The organism is Streptomyces sp. NPDC001920 (assembly GCF_053594495.1).
The window spans coordinates 74,396-93,513 of the sequence record NZ_JBSFEP010000021.1 but is presented as its reverse complement, the minus strand read 5'-3'; the positions used below and the strand labels follow the sequence as shown (position 1 = coordinate 93,513).

General features: G+C 71.3%; 21 protein-coding genes. 10 read left to right on the top strand and 11 right to left on the bottom strand.

Annotated elements, in window-relative coordinates; translation table 11 throughout:
• Positions 1–261 precede the first annotated feature (261 nt).
• Together ACWCPI_RS30900 and ACWCPI_RS30895 are read left to right on the top strand one after the other, a co-directional pair.
• Positions 262–732: a DUF5709 domain-containing protein gene (locus ACWCPI_RS30900; RefSeq protein ID WP_451041242.1), complete on the top strand. Its 471-nt coding sequence runs from the start codon at positions 262–264 to the stop codon at positions 730–732.
• 84 nt (positions 733–816) lie between these two features.
• A complete protein-coding gene (locus ACWCPI_RS30895; RefSeq protein ID WP_451041241.1) occupies positions 817–1,095 on the top strand; it encodes a type B 50S ribosomal protein L31 in 279 nt (92 codons plus the stop codon).
• Positions 1,096–1,265: 170 nt separating this feature from the next.
• Here the strand turns inward: ACWCPI_RS30895 and ACWCPI_RS30890 are convergent, their stop codons facing one another.
• Positions 1,266–2,060 carry a metal-dependent hydrolase gene (locus ACWCPI_RS30890; protein WP_451041240.1) on the bottom strand — a complete coding sequence of 265 codons (795 nt, stop codon included), beginning with the start codon at positions 2,058–2,060 and terminating at the stop codon, positions 1,266–1,268.
• A gap of 145 nt (positions 2,061–2,205) precedes the next feature.
• On the opposite strand from ACWCPI_RS30890, the gene ACWCPI_RS30885 reads away from it, so the two are divergent.
• Both ACWCPI_RS30885 and ACWCPI_RS30880 read left to right on the top strand, forming a co-directional pair.
• A complete protein-coding gene (locus ACWCPI_RS30885) occupies positions 2,206–4,719 on the top strand; it encodes a DEAD/DEAH box helicase (protein WP_388794602.1) in 2,514 nt (837 codons plus the stop codon).
• 19 nt (positions 4,720–4,738) lie between these two features.
• The gene (locus ACWCPI_RS30880) at positions 4,739–5,611 is read left to right on the top strand and encodes an acyl-CoA thioesterase (protein ID WP_451041239.1); all 873 of its coding nucleotides are present in this window, start codon (positions 4,739–4,741) and stop codon (positions 5,609–5,611) included.
• Here ACWCPI_RS30880 and ACWCPI_RS30875 read toward each other — a convergent pair.
• A complete protein-coding gene (locus ACWCPI_RS30875) occupies positions 5,545–6,618 on the bottom strand; it encodes a DUF6397 family protein (protein WP_451041238.1) in 1,074 nt (357 codons plus the stop codon). The genes ACWCPI_RS30880 and ACWCPI_RS30875 overlap by 67 nt on opposite strands.
• Positions 6,619–6,743: 125 nt before the next feature.
• Positions 6,744–7,157: a roadblock/LC7 domain-containing protein gene (locus ACWCPI_RS30870; RefSeq protein WP_451041237.1), complete on the bottom strand. Its 414-nt coding sequence runs from the start codon at positions 7,155–7,157 to the stop codon at positions 6,744–6,746.
• 96 nt (positions 7,158–7,253) lie between these two features.
• On the opposite strand from ACWCPI_RS30870, the gene ACWCPI_RS30865 reads away from it, so the two are divergent.
• Positions 7,254–7,682 (top strand): PPOX class F420-dependent oxidoreductase, encoded by a 429-nt coding sequence (locus ACWCPI_RS30865; protein WP_451041236.1) that lies wholly within the window; start codon positions 7,254–7,256, stop codon positions 7,680–7,682.
• 82 nt (positions 7,683–7,764) lie between these two features.
• Here the strand turns inward: ACWCPI_RS30865 and ACWCPI_RS30860 are convergent, their stop codons facing one another.
• From ACWCPI_RS30860 to ACWCPI_RS30840, 5 genes are all read right to left on the bottom strand, one after another.
• The gene (locus ACWCPI_RS30860) at positions 7,765–8,370 is read right to left on the bottom strand and encodes a GTP-binding protein (RefSeq protein ID WP_451041235.1); all 606 of its coding nucleotides are present in this window, start codon (positions 8,368–8,370) and stop codon (positions 7,765–7,767) included.
• A 108-nt stretch (positions 8,371–8,478) separates the two neighbouring features.
• Entirely contained in the window at positions 8,479–8,892 is a 414-nt protein-coding gene (locus ACWCPI_RS30855; protein ID WP_451041234.1) for a DUF742 domain-containing protein, read from the bottom strand.
• A gap of 22 nt (positions 8,893–8,914) precedes the next feature.
• The gene (locus ACWCPI_RS30850; protein WP_451041233.1) at positions 8,915–9,388 is read right to left on the bottom strand and encodes a roadblock/LC7 domain-containing protein; all 474 of its coding nucleotides are present in this window, start codon (positions 9,386–9,388) and stop codon (positions 8,915–8,917) included.
• Complete coding sequence (locus ACWCPI_RS30845; protein ID WP_451041232.1) at positions 9,385–11,907, bottom strand: sensor histidine kinase; 2,523 nt, start codon at positions 11,905–11,907, stop codon at positions 9,385–9,387. Before ACWCPI_RS30845 ends, ACWCPI_RS30850 begins: the two co-directional genes overlap by 4 nt.
• 63 nt (positions 11,908–11,970) lie before the next feature.
• Positions 11,971–12,744, bottom strand: a complete 774-nt coding sequence (locus ACWCPI_RS30840) for an MHYT domain-containing protein (RefSeq protein WP_451041231.1) — start codon at positions 12,742–12,744, stop codon at positions 11,971–11,973.
• A gap of 152 nt (positions 12,745–12,896) precedes the next feature.
• On the opposite strand from ACWCPI_RS30840, the gene ACWCPI_RS30835 reads away from it, so the two are divergent.
• Entirely contained in the window at positions 12,897–13,496 is a 600-nt protein-coding gene (locus ACWCPI_RS30835) for a class I SAM-dependent methyltransferase (RefSeq protein WP_451041230.1), read from the top strand.
• A 4-nt stretch (positions 13,497–13,500) separates the two neighbouring features.
• On the opposite strand, the gene ACWCPI_RS30830 is transcribed toward ACWCPI_RS30835, so the two are convergent.
• Positions 13,501–14,256 (bottom strand): alpha/beta fold hydrolase, encoded by a 756-nt coding sequence (locus tag ACWCPI_RS30830; RefSeq protein ID WP_451041229.1) that lies wholly within the window; start codon positions 14,254–14,256, stop codon positions 13,501–13,503.
• A gap of 120 nt (positions 14,257–14,376) precedes the next feature.
• Between ACWCPI_RS30830 and ACWCPI_RS30825 the strand changes: the two genes are divergently transcribed.
• Positions 14,377–14,901 carry a PadR family transcriptional regulator gene (locus tag ACWCPI_RS30825; protein ID WP_451041228.1) on the top strand — a complete coding sequence of 175 codons (525 nt, stop codon included), beginning with the start codon at positions 14,377–14,379 and terminating at the stop codon, positions 14,899–14,901.
• On the opposite strand, the gene ACWCPI_RS30820 is transcribed toward ACWCPI_RS30825, so the two are convergent.
• A complete protein-coding gene (locus tag ACWCPI_RS30820) occupies positions 14,887–15,783 on the bottom strand; it encodes an oxygenase MpaB family protein (protein ID WP_451041227.1) in 897 nt (298 codons plus the stop codon). The genes ACWCPI_RS30825 and ACWCPI_RS30820 overlap by 15 nt on opposite strands.
• Before the next feature lie 98 nt (positions 15,784–15,881).
• Here ACWCPI_RS30820 and ACWCPI_RS30815 point away from each other — a divergent pair, with 98 nt between their 5' ends.
• From ACWCPI_RS30815 to ACWCPI_RS30805, 3 genes are all read left to right on the top strand, one after another.
• Positions 15,882–16,178 (top strand): hypothetical protein, encoded by a 297-nt coding sequence (locus ACWCPI_RS30815; protein ID WP_451041299.1) that lies wholly within the window; start codon positions 15,882–15,884, stop codon positions 16,176–16,178.
• Positions 16,179–16,310: 132 nt separating this feature from the next.
• Positions 16,311–17,183 (top strand): hypothetical protein, encoded by an 873-nt coding sequence (locus ACWCPI_RS30810; protein ID WP_451041226.1) that lies wholly within the window; start codon positions 16,311–16,313, stop codon positions 17,181–17,183.
• A 340-nt stretch (positions 17,184–17,523) separates the two neighbouring features.
• A complete protein-coding gene (locus tag ACWCPI_RS30805) occupies positions 17,524–18,918 on the top strand; it encodes a tannase/feruloyl esterase family alpha/beta hydrolase (RefSeq protein WP_451041225.1) in 1,395 nt (464 codons plus the stop codon).
• Between the two features lie 3 nt (positions 18,919–18,921).
• Here the strand turns inward: ACWCPI_RS30805 and ACWCPI_RS30800 are convergent, their stop codons facing one another.
• Entirely contained in the window at positions 18,922–19,104 is a 183-nt protein-coding gene (locus ACWCPI_RS30800; RefSeq protein WP_119105388.1) for a hypothetical protein, read from the bottom strand.
• Between the last annotated feature and the right edge of the window lie 14 nt (positions 19,105–19,118).

Here is a 19,118-nt window from a genome sequence, read left to right as displayed (position 1 = left end):
GCGGGTGCGGGTCCCGGTGAGGGCGGTGTCATCGGGACGAAGCGCTGCGCTTTCCCCGAGGTGAGCCCTGCCGTCCCGCGGGTGCGGACCCGTGCCGTTGCGCCGGAGCGAAGAGGGGTGGAAGGCTGGATAGCGGCACCGGTTCGGGGAGCACCCGGGAAGCGCGCGATCAGCGCCGGGTGCGGCCTGTGCCCCCGCACCGCGGCGGTCCGTTGCCGTCCACGGTGAGATCGGGCCCGTCCCCAGCACCTGGAGGTACCCGTGAACAGCGCCGACGGATGGGGGGACGACGTCTACCAGCCCGACGCAGACGATCAACGTGAGGACACGGGTCTGCTCGACGCGGAGGACACCCTGGACAACGACGGCGTCGACGACCCGCTGGACCGTGGCTGGTCCCCTCCGGAACGGCCGTGGGCGGTCGAGCACACCGGTGTGACGGCCGCGGAGCGTCACCAGGGCGAGACCCTCGACCAACGACTCGCCGAGGAACTGCCCGATCCGGTCCCACCCGACGGTGACGGCCTCGGCGATACCGAGGGCACGGACGGGGAACTTCTCGACAACGAGGTCGGGGCCATGCGCTCCGGCCGGCTGGTCGCGCCCGACGAAGGGGCTCACGAGGACGAGGAGAGCGCGCTCGTCGCGACGGACGTGGGCATCGACGGCGCGGCCGCGTCGGCGGAGGAGGCCGCCGTGCACATCGTGGACGAGGACGCGCTGTACGGCTGACCGCGCGGCCCGGTGCGGTGCAGCACGTGGCCCTTCGGCTCCGCACCCACGGTGCCCGACGACGCCGCCACAGGAGGAGTTCGCATGCAGCAGGACAAGCACCCCGACTACCGTCCGGTCGTCTTCCGCGACCGTGCCGCCGGCTACGCCTTCCTCACCCGGTCCACCGCGACCAGCGACCAGACGATCCAGTGGGACGACGGCGAGACCTACCCAGTGGTGGACGTCGAGATCTCCTCGGAGAGCCACCCCTTCTACACCGGCAAGGCGCGAACCGTGGACTCCGAGGGCCGCGTCGCCGCCTTCGAGCGTCGCTTCGGCGGCGCAGCGGGACAGGGCAGCGGATCGGGACAGGGCGGCTGATCCGGAAGGCGGCACCACCGGCGTCGGCGCTTCCGTGGTGCCCGCCGCCCCCGACCCTGGAGAGTCAGGACTGTCCGGCCCCGCCGTGCGGACCAGCCGGGCCTCACCTTGCCGCACGGGCACCGAGCCGATCCGCCCGGCCCTGACCGGGCTCCGACGCTGCCTCCCGCTCAGATGACGTTGAGCGCCGCCGCGCAGCCCACTCCGCCGAGCACCATGAACACCGGCATCAGCACCTTGAGCTCGACCCAGCTGCCCGCCCGGAACCGCATGGCCTTGGGCGGCCCCAGCGGATACCAGCGCTTGCGGCCCACGGGGATCGGCCACAGGATCGGGCAGCCGGACACCGTCAGCGCGTCGCCGATGTCGTGCACCAGCGCCCCCAGCACGATCGGCAGCCCCAGCCACAGGTACTCCTGGCCCGGTGCCGTGAACAGCCAGTCCGAGCCGTTGCCCGGCTTGTCCAGGACGCCGGCGATGATCCACGCGCTGGTCGCGGCCAGGAGCCACACCAGGACATCGGCGCTGGCGCCTCGGGTCGCGCGCCACAGCAGGCCCTCGATGGCCAGCACCAGGTGCGCGAAGAGGATCGCCAGCACCGCCCAGCGTCCGCCGGTGATCGCCAGCACGGACGCGCCCGCGCCGATCAGCACGGCCCACAACCAGGTGTGCGTGAGGGTGCGGTGCCCGCCCGAGCGGCGCGGGTCGCCCTGCTTCTTTGTCGCCTTGTAGACGGCGTAGGACAGCTTGTCGACGATCTCGCACAGCCAGCGCGACAGCGGCCCGAACGCCCGCGAGATGGTCGCCGCCTTGTGATCGAGGTCCGGGGCGAGGGCCGCACCGGCACAGATCAGCGCACCCGAAAGCAGGACAGGCCAGGGCATTCCATGACCGGCGGCCGTGGCGGCCGCTCCGACACCGAGCCAGGCGGCGGCGCCCGAGAGTGAGTGTGCTGGTCCCATCATCGCCGTTGCCCGCCCCATTCCTCGTGTACCGCTGTCCAGTTGACCTGGTTCGTCGACCTGTCGTCGGCGACACAGCGTAGCGTTCGCGATCTTCGGTCCCGCATCCGATTCCCCTGTGGGCCAGGAGGGCAGGCAAGATGGGTGGGTGACCCTCATCGATCATCTGCCGCCGACCGCCGATCCCGACGCCCTCTACGAAGCCTTCGAGTCGTGGGCCGAGGAGCGGGGCCTCACTCTCTACCCCCACCAGGAGGAGGCGCTGATCGAGGTGGTCTCCGGCGCGAACGTGATCGTGTCGACGCCGACCGGCTCCGGCAAGAGCATGATCGCCGCGGGCGCCCACTTCGCCGCGCTGGCGCGGGACGAGGTCACCTTCTACACCGCTCCGATCAAGGCGCTCGTCTCGGAGAAGTTCTTCGAGCTGTGCAAGCTCTTCGGCACGGAGAACGTCGGCATGCTGACCGGCGACGCGTCCGTCAACGCCGACGCCCCCGTCATCTGCTGCACCGCCGAGGTCCTCGCGTCGATCGCGCTGCGTGACGGCAGGCAGGCCGATGTCGGCCAGGTCGTGATGGACGAGTTCCACTTCTACGCGGAGGGCGACCGGGGCTGGGCCTGGCAGATCCCGATCCTGGAGCTGCCGCAGGCGCAGTTCATCCTGATGTCGGCGACCCTCGGCGACGTCTCGATGTTCGAGGAGGACCTCACCCGCCGCACCGGCCGGCCGACGTCGGTGGTGCGCTCGGCGACCCGCCCGGTGCCGCTCTCCTACGACTACCGGCTCACGCCGCTCACCGAGACGCTCACCGAGCTGCTGGAGACCAAGCAGGCGCCCGTCTACATCGTGCACTTCACTCAGGCCCAGGCCGTGGAGCGGGCGCAGGCGCTGATGAGCATCAACATGTGCTCGCGTGCGGAGAAGGACCAGATCGCGGAGCTGATCGGCAACTTCCGCTTCACCACCAAGTTCGGCCGCAACCTCTCCCGCTATGTGCGGCACGGCATCGGCGTCCATCACGCGGGCATGCTGCCGAAGTACCGGCGCCTGGTGGAGAAGCTCGCCCAGGCCGGTCTGCTCAAGGTCATCTGCGGCACGGACACGCTCGGCGTGGGTGTCAACGTCCCCATCAGGACGGTGCTGTTCACCGCCCTGACGAAGTACGACGGCAGCCGGGTCCGTACGTTGCGCGCCCGCGAGTTCCACCAGATCGCCGGCCGCGCCGGCCGGGCCGGCTTCGACACCGCGGGCTTCGTCGTGGCGCAGGCTCCCGAGCACGTCATCGAGAACGAGAAGGCGCTCGCCAAGGCCGGCGACGACCCGAAGAAGCGCCGCAAGGTCGTCCGCAAGAAGGCGCCCGAGGGCTTCGTCGGCTGGACGGAGAACACCTTCGAAAAGCTCATCGCCTCCGAACCGGAGCCGCTGACGTCCCGCTTCCGGGTCACGCACACCATGCTGCTCTCCGTGATCGCCCGCCCTGGCAACGCCTTCGAGGCGATGCGGCACCTGCTGGAGGACAACCACGAGCCGCGCAGGCAGCAGCTGCGGCACATCCGGCGCGCGATCGCGATCTACCGCTCGCTGCTGGACGGCGGCATCGTGGAGAAGCTCGACGAGCCGGACGCCACCGGCCGTGTCGTCCGCCTCACCGTCGACCTCCAGCAGGACTTCGCGCTCAACCAGCCGCTGTCCACCTTCGCCCTGGCCGCGTTCGAGCTGCTGGACCCGGAGTCGCCGTCCTACGCCCTGGACATGGTGTCCGTCGTCGAGTCGACCCTGGACGACCCTCGGCAGATCCTCGTCGCCCAGCAGAACAAGGCCAAGGGCGAGGCGGTGGCCGCGATGAAGGCGGACGGCGTCGAGTACGAGGAGCGCATGGAGCGCCTCCAGGACATCACCTACCCGAAGCCGCTGGAGGAGCTCCTCTTCCACGCGTACAACACCTACCGCAAGAGTCATCCCTGGGTCGGCGACCACCCGCTGTCGCCGAAGTCCGTCATCCGGGACATGTACGAACGGGCGATGTCCTTCACGGAGCTGGTGTCCTTCTACGAGCTGGCCCGCACCGAGGGCATCGTGCTGCGCTACCTCGCGAGCGCCTACAAGGCCCTCGACCACAACATCCCGGACGACCTCAAGTCCGAGGATCTGCAGGACCTGATCGAGTGGCTCGGCGAGATGGTGCGTCAGGTCGACTCCAGCCTGCTCGACGAGTGGGAGCAGCTCGCCAACCCCGAGGAGATGACCGCCGAGGAGGCCCAGGAGAAGGCCGACGAGGTCAAGCCGGTCACCACGAACGCGCGCGCCTTCCGTGTCCTCGTCCGCAACGCCATGTTCCGGCGCGTGGAGCTGGCCGCCCTCGACCAGGTCGAGGAGCTGGGCGAGATGGACGCCGAGGCCGGCTGGGACGCCGACGCCTGGGGTGAGGCGATGGACAAGTACTGGGACGAGTACGACGACCTCGGCACCGGCCCCAACGCCCGCGGGCCCAAGCTCCTGGTGATCGAGGAGGAGCCGGCGAACCGCCTGTGGCGCGTCCGGCAGATCTTCGACGACCCGAACGGCGACCACGACTGGGGCATCAGCGCGGAGATCGACCTCACCGCTTCCGACGCGGAGGGCCGCGCGGTGGTCCGGGTCACCGACGTAGGCCAGCTGTGAACACAGGAGATTCCCACCCATGACGACGAACCCGGCCGAGAGGCTCGTCGATCTGCTCGACCTGGAGCAGATCGAGGTCAACATCTTCCGTGGCCGCAGCCCGCAGGAGTCACTGCAGCGGGTCTTCGGTGGCCAGGTGGCCGGCCAGGCGCTGGTCGCCGCCGGGCGCACCACGGACGGCGAGCGCCCCGTGCACTCGCTGCACGCGTACTTCCTCCGCCCGGGGCGGCCAGGCGTGCCGATCGTGTACCAGGTCGAACGGGTGCGGGACGGCAGGTCGTTCACGACGCGACGGGTCACCGCCGTGCAGCAGGGGCGCACGATCTTCAATCTCACTGCCTCCTTCCACAAGCCCGAGCAGGGCGATTTCGAGCACCAGTTGCCGCCGGCCCGCCAGGTGCCGGACCCGGAGTCGCTGCCGACGGTCACCGACGAGATCCGGGAGCATCTGGGCGCACTGCCCGAGCAGTTGGAGCGGATGGCCCGGCGGCAGCCGTTCGACATCCGCTATGTCGACCGGCTGCGCTGGACCAGGGACGAGGTCGAGGACTCCGAGCCGCGCAGCGCGGTGTGGATGCGGGCGGTGGGGCCGCTGGGCGACGACCCGCTCGTGCACACCTGTGCGCTGACGTACGCCAGTGACATGACCCTCCTGGACGCCGTCCGTATCCCGGTCGAACCCCTGTGGGGTCCTCGTGGCTTCGACATGGCGTCGCTGGACCACGCCATGTGGTTCCACCGGCCGTTCCGCGCGGACGACTGGCTGCTGTACGACCAGGAGTCGCCGATCGCGGTGGGTGGTCGCGGGCTTGCGCGCGGGCGGATCTACGACCGTGAGGGGCGACTGGTCGTGTCGGTCGTGCAGGAGGGACTGTTCCGCAAGCTGGGCTGATCCGGCCTGAAGCGGGCTGCGCGGTCCGGGCCCGGGCCGTGTGTGACCGCGGGAGTGGTGGTCCGGGCAGCCGATGTGGCCCGGGGCGTTGCGGAACGGGGCGTCGCATCCCGGGGTGTTCTGCGCCGCAGCCATCCCCGCAGGCCACGTGACGGCGACGGCTCCTGCGGCCCGGGCGTACCGAGTCGTGCCGGACGGGCTGGGGCCGGGGGCCGGTTCGCGGGCGGACGTGGCGCGGGCCGCCACCTGCGCGCCTCCTCCATGGCCGCCGTCACTTCGGCGCGCAGCAGGCCGATCTCGTCCGCGTCGTCCGCCGTCATGAGCTTCTCGGCGAGGTGCGCTGTGGGCGAACCCGGCGCCCCGGACACCGGCGGCCCCGGGCGGAACCGGTTCAGGTGGGACCGCTCGTAGGGGTCGGGGACGATCTCCGCGATCTGAACGGGGGCGAGGAAGGCGGCCAGCGCTCCGGCGCTCTCCCAGGGGCCGTCGGCCTGACGCAGCAGGAACCCACGATGACGTCCGCGCCAGTTGCGCGGGCGCAGATCCACGCCCGCGTCCAGCATGCGGCGCAGTTCCTCGGGCATCCGACGGGCGTTGATCAGCGGGGCGTTTCGCTCGTCGGCCGCGAACTGCCTGAGCTCCTGAGCGAGATAGAGCCACACCACGGCTCGATACCGGTTGAGGTAGAAGGTCACCGGCACCAGCAGGCCCAGGCGTGCGAGACGCGTGAACCTTCCGGTGCTCACCTTGATGAGGTCCGCGCCCTGGGTCGTACCGGTGGCCTTCACCCGCTCCTGCAGCGAGCCGGGGAAGCCGGCGAGCGACCGCAGGCGGTCGATCTCGGAGAGAGGGATGCGTCGGCCCCCTCCCTCCTCGTCGGGCACGGTCCGGATGAGGCCGAGGTGGACCGCCAGGTCCAACTCGATGCGTCGAAGCCCCAGTTGGCGTGCGGCCCGACTCGGCGCACAGGCAGGCCGGGGTGGTTGCGTGATGGTGTCGTCCGACATGATCGATCTCCCCCGTACGGTCACCGACTCACGCTGAGTGCGTGCGCCGTGACAGAAAGGTAACCGATCGGGCCGATCACGCGCCGAGCCTGTGGAAAACCTCCGGAGGTTGACGAAACAGCAGGTCAGAGGTCCGTGAAGGGCCCACGCTCGGGGTGCCGGGCGTCCACGTCGAGGTGTTCGCCGACTCGGTTGACGAGCAGCGTCATCTCGTAGGCGATCTGACCTATGTCGGCTTCCGCACCGCTGAGCACGCACAGACAGCTGCCGGTGCCGGCCGCGGTGACGAAGAGCACCGCGTCGTCGAACTCGACCATCGTCTGTCGCACTCTGCCCGCACCGAAGTGCCGTCCCGATCCCTTGGCCAGACTGTGCAGTCCGGACGAGACGGCGGCCAGGTGCTCGGCGTCCTCGCGCCGCAGCCCCGTGCTCGCCCCCGTGACCAGACCGTCGTTGGACAGCACCAACGCGTGCCGCACGTGGTCGACGCGCTTGGTCAGGTCGTCCAGCAACCAGCCAAGTCCCTGATTCTGCGCCATGGTCCGTTCTCCCCGTGTTGATGTCTCCTCCCGCGCCGGAGGATCTCTTCGCCACCCTCCCCGACGATCCGGCCCCCGGGCAAGGAGGATGGGGGCATGGCGAAGAAGATGACCGATGAGGAATGGCGGGCGTTCGTCTCACACGGCACACGCACCGGAAAACTGTCGACCGTACGGGCTGACGGCAGCCCGCATGTCACCCCGATCTGGTTCGTGCTCGACGGGGACGAGGTGGTGTTCAACACCGGGAAGTCGAGCGTGAAGGGGCGCAATCTCGTCCGTGACGGCCGAGTGGCGTTGTGCGTGGACGACGACCGGCCGCCGTACGCCTTCGTGGTGCTGCAGGGGCGTGCCCGTGTCTGCGAGGACCTCGGGGAGTTGAGGCACTGGGCCGGTCGAATCGGCGGGCGGTACATGGGTGAGGAACGCGCCGAGGAGTTCGGCGCGCGCAACGGGGTTCCGGGGGAACTCCTCGTCCGCGTGAAGATCGAGAAGGTGCTGGCCGAGAAAAGCGTCTCGGACTGACGGCACGCCCACTTTGGCCGTCGAGCACCGGCAGCGGCCCCGGCGCCGGTCGGCGCGACCGTCGACCGGGGTCGAGAACCGGTCATCCCACGGAGTCGAGCAGCCGGGCGGTGTGCATCCGCCCGGCGTACTCGACGAGTCGGATGAGCACCTCCTTCCCCGAGTCGCGGTCCCGCGCGTCACAGAGCACCACGGGCGTTCCTCGTTCCAGGTCCAGCGCGCGTGAGACGTCCTGGGCCCCGTACGTCCTGGCGCCCGTGAAGCAGTTGACGGCCACGACGAACGGGATGTGCCGGTGCTCGAAGTAGTCCACCGCGGGAAAACAGTCCTCCAGGCGCCGGGTGTCCGCGAGGACGACCGCGCCCAGGGCTCCCTGCGACAGTTCGTCCCAGAGGAACCAGAAGCGGTCCTGGCCGGGGGTGCCGAAGAGGTAGAGGGACAGGCCGGACCGGATGGTGATGCGTCCGAAGTCCATGGCGACGGTCGTGGTGACCTTCTGGTCCACGCCGTCCGTGTCGTCCACCGACTGCCCGGCTTCGCTGAGCAGTTCCTCGGTGCGCAGCGGCCTGATCTCACTGACCGCGCCCACCAGGGTGGTCTTGCCGACACCGAACCCGCCGGCGACAAGTATCTTCAACGCCAGGGCGGTCGTCTCGCCATCGGATGCGTCGAATTGCTCGGAGACCATCGATTACTTCTCTCTGCTGGGCGGCATCGTTCGAGGCCACTGCGTGTCGGTGTCCGTACGGACGCACGCTCGGGTGTGGTGCGGGGGCGGGTGGTTCGGAAGAGTCATCTACAACGCCCGCAATCCTTCGATCACCTCACGCAGGATCCGTTCGTCGGGAAGCTGGGCGGGCGGTACCGGACGGCTGACCGTGACGCGGCCCAGTTCCAGGAGGTCGCCGACGAGCACTCTGACGACCCCGACGGGCAGATCGGCGTCGGCGGCGAGTTCGGCGACGGACTGCGTCTCCGCGCGGCACAGCTCGATGAGAGTCCGGTGCTCCGGACCGAGCACGCTGTCCTGGTCGGTGCCGGGCGCGGCGGCGTCCAGGGTGACGAGGGCGATCAGGTCGAACCGCACCCCGGTGGGGCCGGGCCGGGTGCGTCCGCCCGTCATGGCGTACGGGCGGACCAGGGGCCCGGCCTCGCTGTCGTACCACTGACTGCCCTGCTCGCGCGGGGTGTCCGTCGTGTCCTCGGTCATGTGCGCGGACCGCCTCCCCGGCTCATCCCGCGGCAGGCGGCCGCGTGGCGGCACGCGGCGGTGTGTAGAGGTGCTCGCCGACGCGTTTGACCAGCCGTGCCATCTCGTACGCCACGAGTCCGATGTCGGCGGTCACGGCGGTGAGGACGGCGAGGCAGGAACCGTCACCGGCGGCCGCGACGAACAGGAAGGCGTCGTCCATCTCCACCATCGTCTGGCGCACCCCGCCGGCCCCGAAGTGCCGGCCCGCGCCCTTGGCCAGGCTGTGGAAGCCGGAGGCGACCGCCGCGAGGTGTTCGGCGTCCTCCCGACGCAGGTCGGACGACGCCCCCACGGCGAGTCCGTCGTTGGACAGCACCACGGCGTGCCGCACCTCACGCACCCGCAGCACCAAGTCGTCGAGCAGCCAGTCGAGTTCCCCGGACCTCCCCCACTCTCGACTGTGCTCCAGCGGGGGTCCCCCCACGGCGGCCCTCGTGCTCGGGTCCTGCATCATGCGAGGTCTCCTTCGCTGCTGTCGCTGCGCGCTGTCGAATCGGGTGTGACGTCGCCACCGGGTCGCCTGCCGCCGCCTCGTGCCCAGCCGTCCCGGTAGGCCGCCATGCGGTCCCGGACCAGTTCGGGGGTGCGCCGCTCGTCGTCCTTCGAGACGGTCGTCCCGGGGGCTTGTTCCGGGCGCCCGTCTCGCAGTTGGGGGGCCAGACTGGCCTGCCGTACGCGGCGCGGGAGGTCGTCGGAGGGCTGGGAGTCGTCCGGAGGGCGGTGCAGTCGCAAGGTGGTGACTCCGGGGGGTGGGGTGTCGGTCGTGGTGCCTGCCGCGGCCGGTGCGGGAGCCACCAGTGCGGGCCGCTGAGCGACCGCGTGGACGGGTTCTTGGTGCCGGTCGTCCGCCGGCACGCGCGCGTGGTCACCGTCGACGGGGGGTTCGGGGACCGCCTTGGCGCCGCGGGAACGTTCCGCCGGGGCGTTGTGCAACAGGGCGGTGGGCAGCAGCACGACGGCCGTCGTGCCGCCGTAGGGAGAGGTGCGCAGGTGCACCTTGATGCCGTGCCGGGACGCGAGCCTGCTGACCACGAAGAGGCCGAGCCGGTCGCTGTCGAACAGGTCGAGCGCCTCGGACTGCTCGATGCGCCGGTTGGCCTCGGCGAGGGTCTCCTTGCCCATGCCCAGGCCGCGGTCCTCGACCTCGACGGCGTAGCCGTTGCCGACGGGTTCGCCGGTGACGCGCACGCGTGTGTGGGGAGGCGAGAACTGGGCGGCGTTCTCGACGAGTTCGGCGAGCAGATGGGTGAGGTCGGCGACGGCCGCGCCGATCACGGCCGCCTCGGGGAGTTGTCGTACCTCCACGCGCGCGTAGTCCTCGACTTCCGAGACGGCGGCTCGGACGACGTCGGTCAGCGAGACCGGCATGCGCCAGGCGCGGCCGGGTGCCGCCCCCGAGAGGATGATCAGGCTCTCGGCGTGGCGTCGCATGCGGGTGGTGAGGTGGTCGAGCCGGAAGAGGTCGCTGAGTTCGTTCGGGTCGTCGGAGCGCCGCTCCATGCTGTCCAGCAGGCTCAGTTGGCGGTGCACGAGGACCTGGCTGCGGCGGGCGAGGTTGACGAAGACCCCGGAGATGCCGCTGGCCAGTTCGGCGCGTTCCACGGCGGCGCGCAGGGCGGCGCGGTGGACGGTGCCCAGGGCCTCGCCGACCTGACCGGTCTCGTCCTCGGCGGGCGGCCCGGGCGGCGCCTCGGCCCGGATGTCGATCTCCTCGCCGGCCCGGAGCCTGCGCATGGCCTCGGGGAGTTTGCGCCGGGCGATCTCCAGGGCGCTGTTGCGCAGGCTGACCAGTTCGACGACCAGGCCGCGGCCGATGCGGACGGAGATCACGAGAGAGGCGGCCACGGCGGCGAGACCGAAGAGGACCGCGGCACCGGCCGGGGAGAGCAGACCGCGGGTGAAGGGGTCGGCGCGGTCCGCGACGCCGTGTGCGGCGTCCTGTTCGATCGTCCGCATTCCGCTCTGCACGCGCGCGTGCGCCTCGTTCCAGGTGGCTTCCGCCGCGGCGTCGATCGCCCGTGCGCCCGGTGCGGTGGCCAGGACCTTGTCCTCGACGGCGGCCAGGGTCGTGTAGGGGCCGCCTTCGGCGAGGCGCTGCCAGGCCGCGCGTTCGGGTCCCCGCAGGTCCGTGACGGCGGATGCGGTGAGGGTGCGGCGGGTCTCGACGGAGCCGGTGAACAGCCGCAACCGCTCGCCGTCCAGGCGTCCGGCAACGCGTGCGCTGTCGAGCACCGCCGTCTCCTGGGCCAACGACTCCCCCGCGCGGGCGAATTCGAGCAGCACGCGCGCGTCGGAGCCGAGCTCGGCGTCCTGGATGCCGCTGAGCGCGCCGCCCACCGAGAACGCGGTCGCGATGGTCCTCGTGTACCGCCCGTACGCCTCGTCCCAGCCCGAACGGCGATCGAGTACGGCGTCGCGTACGGTGCTCAGCCGCTCGGCTCCGATGACGAAGGCCGCCAGCCGCCGGGCCACCCCGGTGGGCAGTTCCTCGCCGTCGGCGACCGTGTTGCCGTCGCCGAGGCGGAGCCGCGCCACCGCCTCGTCCGTGTCCTCGGAGAGCTTCTGGTAGTCGCCGCCCCGTTCGGTGGACGGGCGCGACGCGTAGCGCACCGCGGCTCCGCGTTCGGCCTGGAGGGCGGCGATCGCGTCCGCGACAGGGGCCCTGATCCCAGCGTCGACACGCTGCAGCTGACGCAGTCTGGAAACGTCCTGGGCCGTGGTGACGGTGGCGTGGGCCCACAGGGCCAGCAGCGACACGACCGGCACCATCAGCAGGCAGACGATCTTGGCGCGCACGGTGCGCGGCCGCACGCGCCAGCGTTCCGCGCGCGTGGGCGGGTTCTGCGGTGTCACGCCGGAGGGTTCCTGCGGGCCTTCGTCGGCCGGCGGTCCGGCGTGGGCGCGGCGGCCGCGTACGAGGGGCGGGGGCGGCGTCTCGGCGCCGGTTGCGGTGGTCCTACGGGGTGTACGCATGGCCTCCTCGCTCGGAAGGGTTCGGGGCGTGCCGTCCGGGTCGTCAGCGGTCGGGAACCGCGGCTAGCCGACGGCGCCCTCGACCGGCCGCTGGGCCGAGGCGGATGCCCGGCGCTCCCCTGTGGTGGGCGACAGGGCGACGAAGGCCGAGGTCAGGAAGAGGTAGGACCCGAGGCCGACGGCGAGGGGGAAGACGAACTGCATCGCCGTGGCCCCGGGCAGGCTCGTGCCGGACGGGGCGACGTCGACGCCGACCGCGAACATCCCCGTGTAGTGCATGCTGCTGACCGCCGCGCCCATGATCAGGGAGGCGATGGTGACGGCGACGGGCGACTTGATGTTGAGCGCCGCCCACAGGGCCGCGGTCGCCGCGACGACGGCGATCAGGACCGAGAGCGCGACGAGGGCGGGGTCGTAGGTGACGTGGCCGTGCAGTCGTACGGCGGCCATGCCCAGGTAGTGCATGCTGGCGACGCCGAGTCCGGTGGTGAGCCCGCCGAGGAAGAGGGCGCGGGTCCGGTCACGGCTGTAGCCGACGGCGAAGACGCCGGCGCAGACGACGGCCATGGCGACGAGGAGGCTCACGATGGTGAGCGGCACGTCGTAGCGGATGTCGGTGCCGCTGACGCTGAAGCCGAGCATGGCCACGAAGTGCATGGTCCAGATGCCGGTGGCGATCGCCGAGGCCGCGGTGACGAGCCAGTTGCGGCGCGACCGGCCGGTGGCGCCGAGCGCGCGGACGGTGCAGCGCAGCCCGAGCGCGGCGCCGGTGCACGCCATCACGTACGACAGCACGGGGGTCAGCCACCCGAGGGCGGCGTGGTCCAGGTGTCCCATGGCCCCGGGACGCTAGCCGGGGCGTGGGCGCACAACCGGGGCGCATTTCGAAAGCTGCTGCAATATGGCGCCAAGATGCACCGGATCGATCGCCTCACGCTCGAACGTGTGCACAGCGGCGTCATCCGTGCCGGTGAGGGATCATGCGGAACATGAGCGACGACCACACACATGTGCAGGAGTTCTTCACCGCCCGCGCCGCCGGCTGGGACAGCCGGTTCCCCGACGACGGGCCCGCCTATGCGGCCGCGACCGCCGAACTCGGGCTGCGCGAGGGTGATCGGGTGCTGGACGCGGGCTGCGGCACGGGACGCGCTCTGCCACCGCTGCGGGCCGCCGTGGGGCCCTCGGGAGTGGTCCTGGGGGCCGACATCACTGAGGCGATGCTGGAGGCGGCCGTACGGGCCGGACGGGACGCGGACGGGCAGTTGCTGCTCGCCGACGTGGCCGCGCTGCCACTGCGGTCGGAGTCGCTCGACGCCGTGTTCGCGGCCGGACTCGTCGCGCATCTGCCACGCCCGGCGGACGGTCTGCGGGAGTTGGCCCGTGTGGTCCGCCCCGGCGGCACCCTCGCGCTGTTCCACCCGATCGGCAGGGCGGCGCTCGCGGCGCGCCAGGGCCGGCAGATCACCCCGGACGACCTGCGGGCCGAGCCGAACCTCCGACCGCTGCTGGCCGGTTCCGGTTGGCGCATGACGTCGTACGTCGACGAGGACGACCGGTTCCTGGCACTGGCCGTGCGGGAGTTCTGACGCCTCAGTCCCGCCCGGCGACCGCCGCCGCGAAGGCGTCGGGGTCGTCGAACATGACGTTGTGGCCGGCACCGGGCACGCTCACCACGCGCACACCCGCGGCCTCCAGGGCCTGTGCGCCCGGGAGTTCACCCGTGAGCTCACCCTGGAGGAGGACGCGGTCGATCGACAGCCCCTCGAGGATGTCACGCATGATCGGCTCGGAGCCGCGCCTGAGCCACACGGCGCTGCGGTACAGGGCCCGAGGGTCGGCCAGTCGCATGGTCGACGCCCACAGCGGTCCGACCGCTTCCAGCACGCGCGCGTGCGCGCCGCCGACGAACTGCTCCTCGTCGTGGGCCGTGATCCACGCGCTCCCCGCGGCGGGCGGCGGCGAGGCGTCGAGGTTGGGCTCGGTGAGCACCAGCCGGGAGACGAGGTCGGGCCGACGGTGGGCGAGCACGATGGCCACGGAGCCGCCCATGCTGTGCGCGATCAGCTCGGCGCCGCTCAGTTCCGCCGCGTCCAGGGCCGCCGCCAGAGCGTCGGCGTGATCCTCCAGCCGATAGCCGAAATCCCGGGGCCGGTCGCTGATGCCGTGCCCCGGCAGATCGACGAACAGGCTGCGCCGTCCAGTGAGTTCGGGCCGGGCCGCGATGTGGGCGTGGTACACGGAGGACACCGCCCCCAGTCCGTGCACGTACACCCGGGCCGGCTCCTCCCCCGGCGTCTCCGTCCAGCGGATGCAGCTGCCCTTGCCGTCGAACTCGGTCTGCCTCATCCCGTCCTCCTCCGCACCCTGATCTCCATCGACCGCCACCCTATACCTCGACCCCGATGTATCTCCATACCGATGTACGGTCCCGGGGATGTACAACGGATCTGAGCGAGAATGGTGAGCATGCTGGAGCTCGCCATCCTCGGATTCCTCTACGCCAGCCCGCTCCACGGGTACGAGTTGCGCAAGCGCATCGCGGCGCTGACCGGGCACGTGAAGCCGGTCGCCGAGAGCACGCTGTATCCCGCGATCAAACGGCTGGAGAAGGCCGGCCTGCTGGCACGGGCCACCGAGCCCGGCTCAGTGGCCGCTCCGCGGCACGTGCTGACGCTCACCGATGCGGGCCGCGAGGAACTGCGCCACCGGCTCGCCGAGCCCGACCCGCGCGACATCAGCGACGAGAACAGGTGGTTCACGGTGCTCGCCTTCCTGCGGCATCTGGACGACCCGGCCGCCCAGTCCGCCGTACTGCGACGCCGGCTGGCCTTCCTGGAGGAGCCCGCGAGCTTCTTCTACGACGGTGACCGGCCGCTGAGCGCCGAGGAGCTGGACGACCCCTTCCGGCGCGGCGTCCTGACCATCGCGCGGGCCACGTCCCGGGCCGAACTCACCTGGCTGCGCGACACCATCGCCTCACTCGGCGGCTGACGGGTCGATGTGCCGCACGGGACAGCCCCGGACACCGGGTACCGGTCGGGTGCCGAGCTCTTCCAGCCGGTAGCCGTTCGGGTAGCCCCTGATCTCCCGGTTCTGGCGCGCGAAGTGGGGTGACCGGCGCGGCGGCAGCAGACGCACCGCCCGCCCACGCGCGCGTACCGCTCGCCGCACCAGGGCGCGGGTCGCGGAGCTCGGCGCCGGGTAGCGGAACGCCCTCAGAAGCGGTTCGTCGAGCAGGGCGAGTGTCGAGGCGCGCAGGAGGGACGCGAGAGGGCGTGGATACCACGAGGCCATCAGGTCGATGGTCGCGTCCGAGACCCGCCGCGCACCCTCGTCCCAGCCGAAGTGGGCCTTCTCGTAGGTGTCGAGGCATGCCTCGAACTCCTCGTAGGACTCAGGGATGCCCTTGATGCCCATGTGCCGGCCGAGCGTGCGGTAGTGGACGGTGGAGGCGACGATCTCGTGGCGCGAGAGTTTGCGCCAGCCGTAGGCGTCGATCCACCGCTTCGGCATCACGACGAACGTGCACAGCACGTAGCGCATGTCGTCGTTGCTGATGTCGTAGCTGCGGTGCATCTGATTGATCCGGCGGATCGCCGTGCGGCCCTGCTCGCTGCCGAAGCCGTGTTCGACGACGGCGTCGAGGAGCAGCGAGGTGTCGTCGTACCGCTTCTGCGACCGGTCCGTGAGCTCGGCCGTCTCGGCGAGCAGCCGGCCGATGGAGGGCACGGCGTAGGTGCGGTAGAGCGCCAGCTCCAGCGCCCGGGTGAAGTCCCACGGGAACTCGTACGCCGCGGTGAGCCGGTAGATCTCCGAAGCCTCGTGGAACGGGTCCATCCGCCGGATCTGCTCAAGCCGCTCGAAGCGCTTCACCGCTCCGCCCCCTTCTGCCGCCGATGCTTCAACTCTACGTTGATGGGGGGAAGATGGATGATCAGACCGGATCAGGCATGAGGGGGAAGGTGGTCACCATGTGGGGCAGGCTGCGCAGCAGCGGTACGAGATTTCTCCGTGCGAAGCACACGGAGACCGACACCGGCAAGGACAGGCGCACGCACAATCTGTTCGAGGCCGCCGCCGTGTATGTGTCGGCGCGCGTGGAGGACGACCAGGAGCAGCTGGACGAGGCCGCCGGGTGGGTGTCTCCGGAGGCGCTGTCGTTCGGCGTGAGCGAGCTGGCGTGCCGGGCCGTCGTCGCGCTCGCGCGGGAACGCGGCGAGTCGCCGCAGACCGTGGCCCGCTCGCTGCTCGGGCTTCCGGCGGCCTGACCCTGCGAACAATCGCGGTCGTTTCGCCCCGTCGGCCGGAAAACTGCAGCTCCGGGGGTGTTTGGGAGTCGTGACAAGCGGCTTGCGGGCGCACTAGGGTGCGCCGACGGACGATCCGATGGGGAGGCTGGGATGGCAGGGACGGACGAGGAGGCCGTCGCCGCCGCGGACGATGCGCTCTACGTGCTCACGGCGGTGCTGCTGACGCCGGCGAAGTTCCCGGGCGTGCTGGGTGACGACTACCCGGAGGCGTGCGCGGCGCTGGGTCTTGCTCCGCTCGCCGAGGGATACGGCCTGGTGCTCGGCCAGGACGGCGACGGCGCCCGGTGGACGGTCGTCGTCGACGACGTCTCCCTGGTGGCCGTCGCCATCGCGTCCTGGGACTGCGGCATGGAGTACGACCTGTCGCCCGACGAGCGCTCGGTCGTGACCGCCCTGCCCGGATGGCCGCTGGCCGTCGCCGTCGCCGCCCCCAATGTGCCGGAGCCGCACGATCCGGACCCCGAGGTCGCCGGGGGCCCGCCGCTGACGCCCCCGGACACGAGCGTGTGGGGTCCGGCTCAGCGGCGCCTGGGCGCCGACGAGATCGCCTTGCAGTGGGCGACGTGGCGGGCACAGATCGACGACGCCGACTTCAGGAAGCCCGGCGGCGCGTCGGACACGGCCGCCGCCGACGCGGAGGAGAGCGGAGGGGAGAGCGGGAGCGAGGAGGCCGGGACGGGCCGGTCCCGGGTGGGCCGCAGCGGCATCCGGCGGGTGCTGGCCGAGGCACGCGCGTACGTGGACTCCCCGCCGCCGCTGGGCCGCGTCCGGTCGTCGTTCGCCTCGGGTGACGCGCGAACCCTGCGCGCGGACGGCCCCGGCTGGTCGCTCGTCGCCAGGACCGACGACATCGCCTTCGTGCTCCTCGACGACCGGCCCGGCGAGGTTCTGCCGGTGGGCCGCGGGCCGGAGCTGCCCGGGTTGCTCGAAGCGCTCGACAAGATGGCCGTGCGCCCCAGCTGAGCCGTCCCGGGCAGGGATCCGCACCGTTCCTGTGCGCATGAGGGCGGGGGCGCCCGATGGCCTGACGGCCTGGCAGGGTTCGGCACATGTGGAAGGCCCGCCTCGACTCCAGGACACCGGCACGGCCTTCGCGGCACCTCGCGACACCTCGCCCCGGCTCCATCGCGCCGTCCCCTCACCGCGCCCTGTCTCCGCACCCCATTCGGCGGCGGTGTTCCATGTGGTCCCACCCCATGGAAGGCGCGGAGCGCTCCCCGCACGATGAGGCAGCCCCGGCGGTACCGCTTCCTCAGCGGTCCCCACGTGGCTGTCCTTCGTCCCCCGCCTCCAGGAGGCCGTCGTGCGCCTGTCCCGATGCGTTCCCTTCGCCGCCGCCACGCTGCTGGCCGGCGCCCTCGGCTGGCCGGCACCCGCAACGGCAGCGGCCGGTGGCACGCACCACTGCGCCGGTCATGAACAGGTACGGGTGCCGGGGGCGGCCTTCCAGCGGAGCGCCTGTCTTCCGGACCTGACCACCACCGGACTCGCCGGAACCCCCTACACCGACATGGCCGATCAGGCCGGGCTGACGGCGCGGGGGACCCGCACACCGAGCGGGGTACCCGGCGTTCAGATCGACGGCTACTTCCCGGACTCCTCCCGCTTCAACACCACACACGGTTGGCGGCACGACGCCCAGTTCGTGATCAGGTTGCCGGACCGCTGGAACGGCGGACTGGTCGTCACCGGAGCTCCCGGGACTCGCAGGCAGTACGCGACGGACAAAGCGATCTCCGATCAGGTGCTCGCGCTCGGCTACGCGTACGCGGCGACGGACAAGGGGAACAACGGCGCCGACTTCCATCGGGACGGGAAGCGGCCGGGAGACGCGGTCGCCGAGTGGAACGTGCGGACCACTCAGCTCACCCGGGCGGCCCGCAAGGCGGTGGCCCAGCGCTACGGTCGCACTCCCCGCCGCACCTACATGACCGGTGTCTCCAACGGTGGCTATCTGACCCGCTGGCAGTTGGAGAAGCACCCCGAACTGTACGACGGCGGCGTGGACTGGGAAGGTGCCCTCTGGACCGCGGACGGCCCCAACCTGCTCACCTCCCTGCCCACGGCGGTGAGCCGCGCGCTCGGCTCCGCGCGGGACGAGGATCTGTACGCGGTCGGTTTCGCTCGCGGCTCCGAGTTCCTGTGGCCGTACCACGAGCGGGTCTACTGGGGGGTGACGCAGAAGATCTACCGCGCCGAGTTCGATCCGGCGTACGACCCGGACTGCCCGGGTCCGTCCGACGGGACCACGCCGGAACAGATCCTGGCGCCGTGCGCGTCGGACGCGGCCTACGACTACGCGTCGCGCCCGGCGTCCGTCCACCACGCGGTGGCCCGCGTCGCGCTCACCGGGCGCATCGGCAGACCGCTGATCACCCTGCACGGAGATCTGGACGCGCTCCTGCCGAAGGCAGCCGACTCGGACGTGTACGCGCGCATGATCGACCTCAGCGGCCGAGGCCGGCTGCACCGCTATCTCACGATCGCGGACGGCACCCATGTGGACGGGTTGTACGACACCCATCCCGATCGGCTCCGGCCGATCCTGCCCTGCTACCGGTCGGCCTTCGACGCGCTGGTGTCCTGGGTGGAGCGAGGCACTCCACCGCCCGCGGACCAGACCGTCGGCAGGCCCGCGAACGGCGATGTGCTGAACTCCTGCCCGCTGTCCGCCCCGACCGCACCCGCTGCCGAGTGAGGGTCAGCGACCGATCTCCTTGCGCGTGACGCGGCGCAGCCTGCGCCGCTGGGACGGGTCGAGCGTGAGGTACGCGGCGGCCGGGACTCCCAGGACTATCAGGAGCGCCGCCCACCAGGGCAGCCAGATCAGCAGGATGAGGCCGGCCGCCACACCTCCCGCGGCGATCTTCGCGTTCTTCGACATGTGCGTCGCCTCCT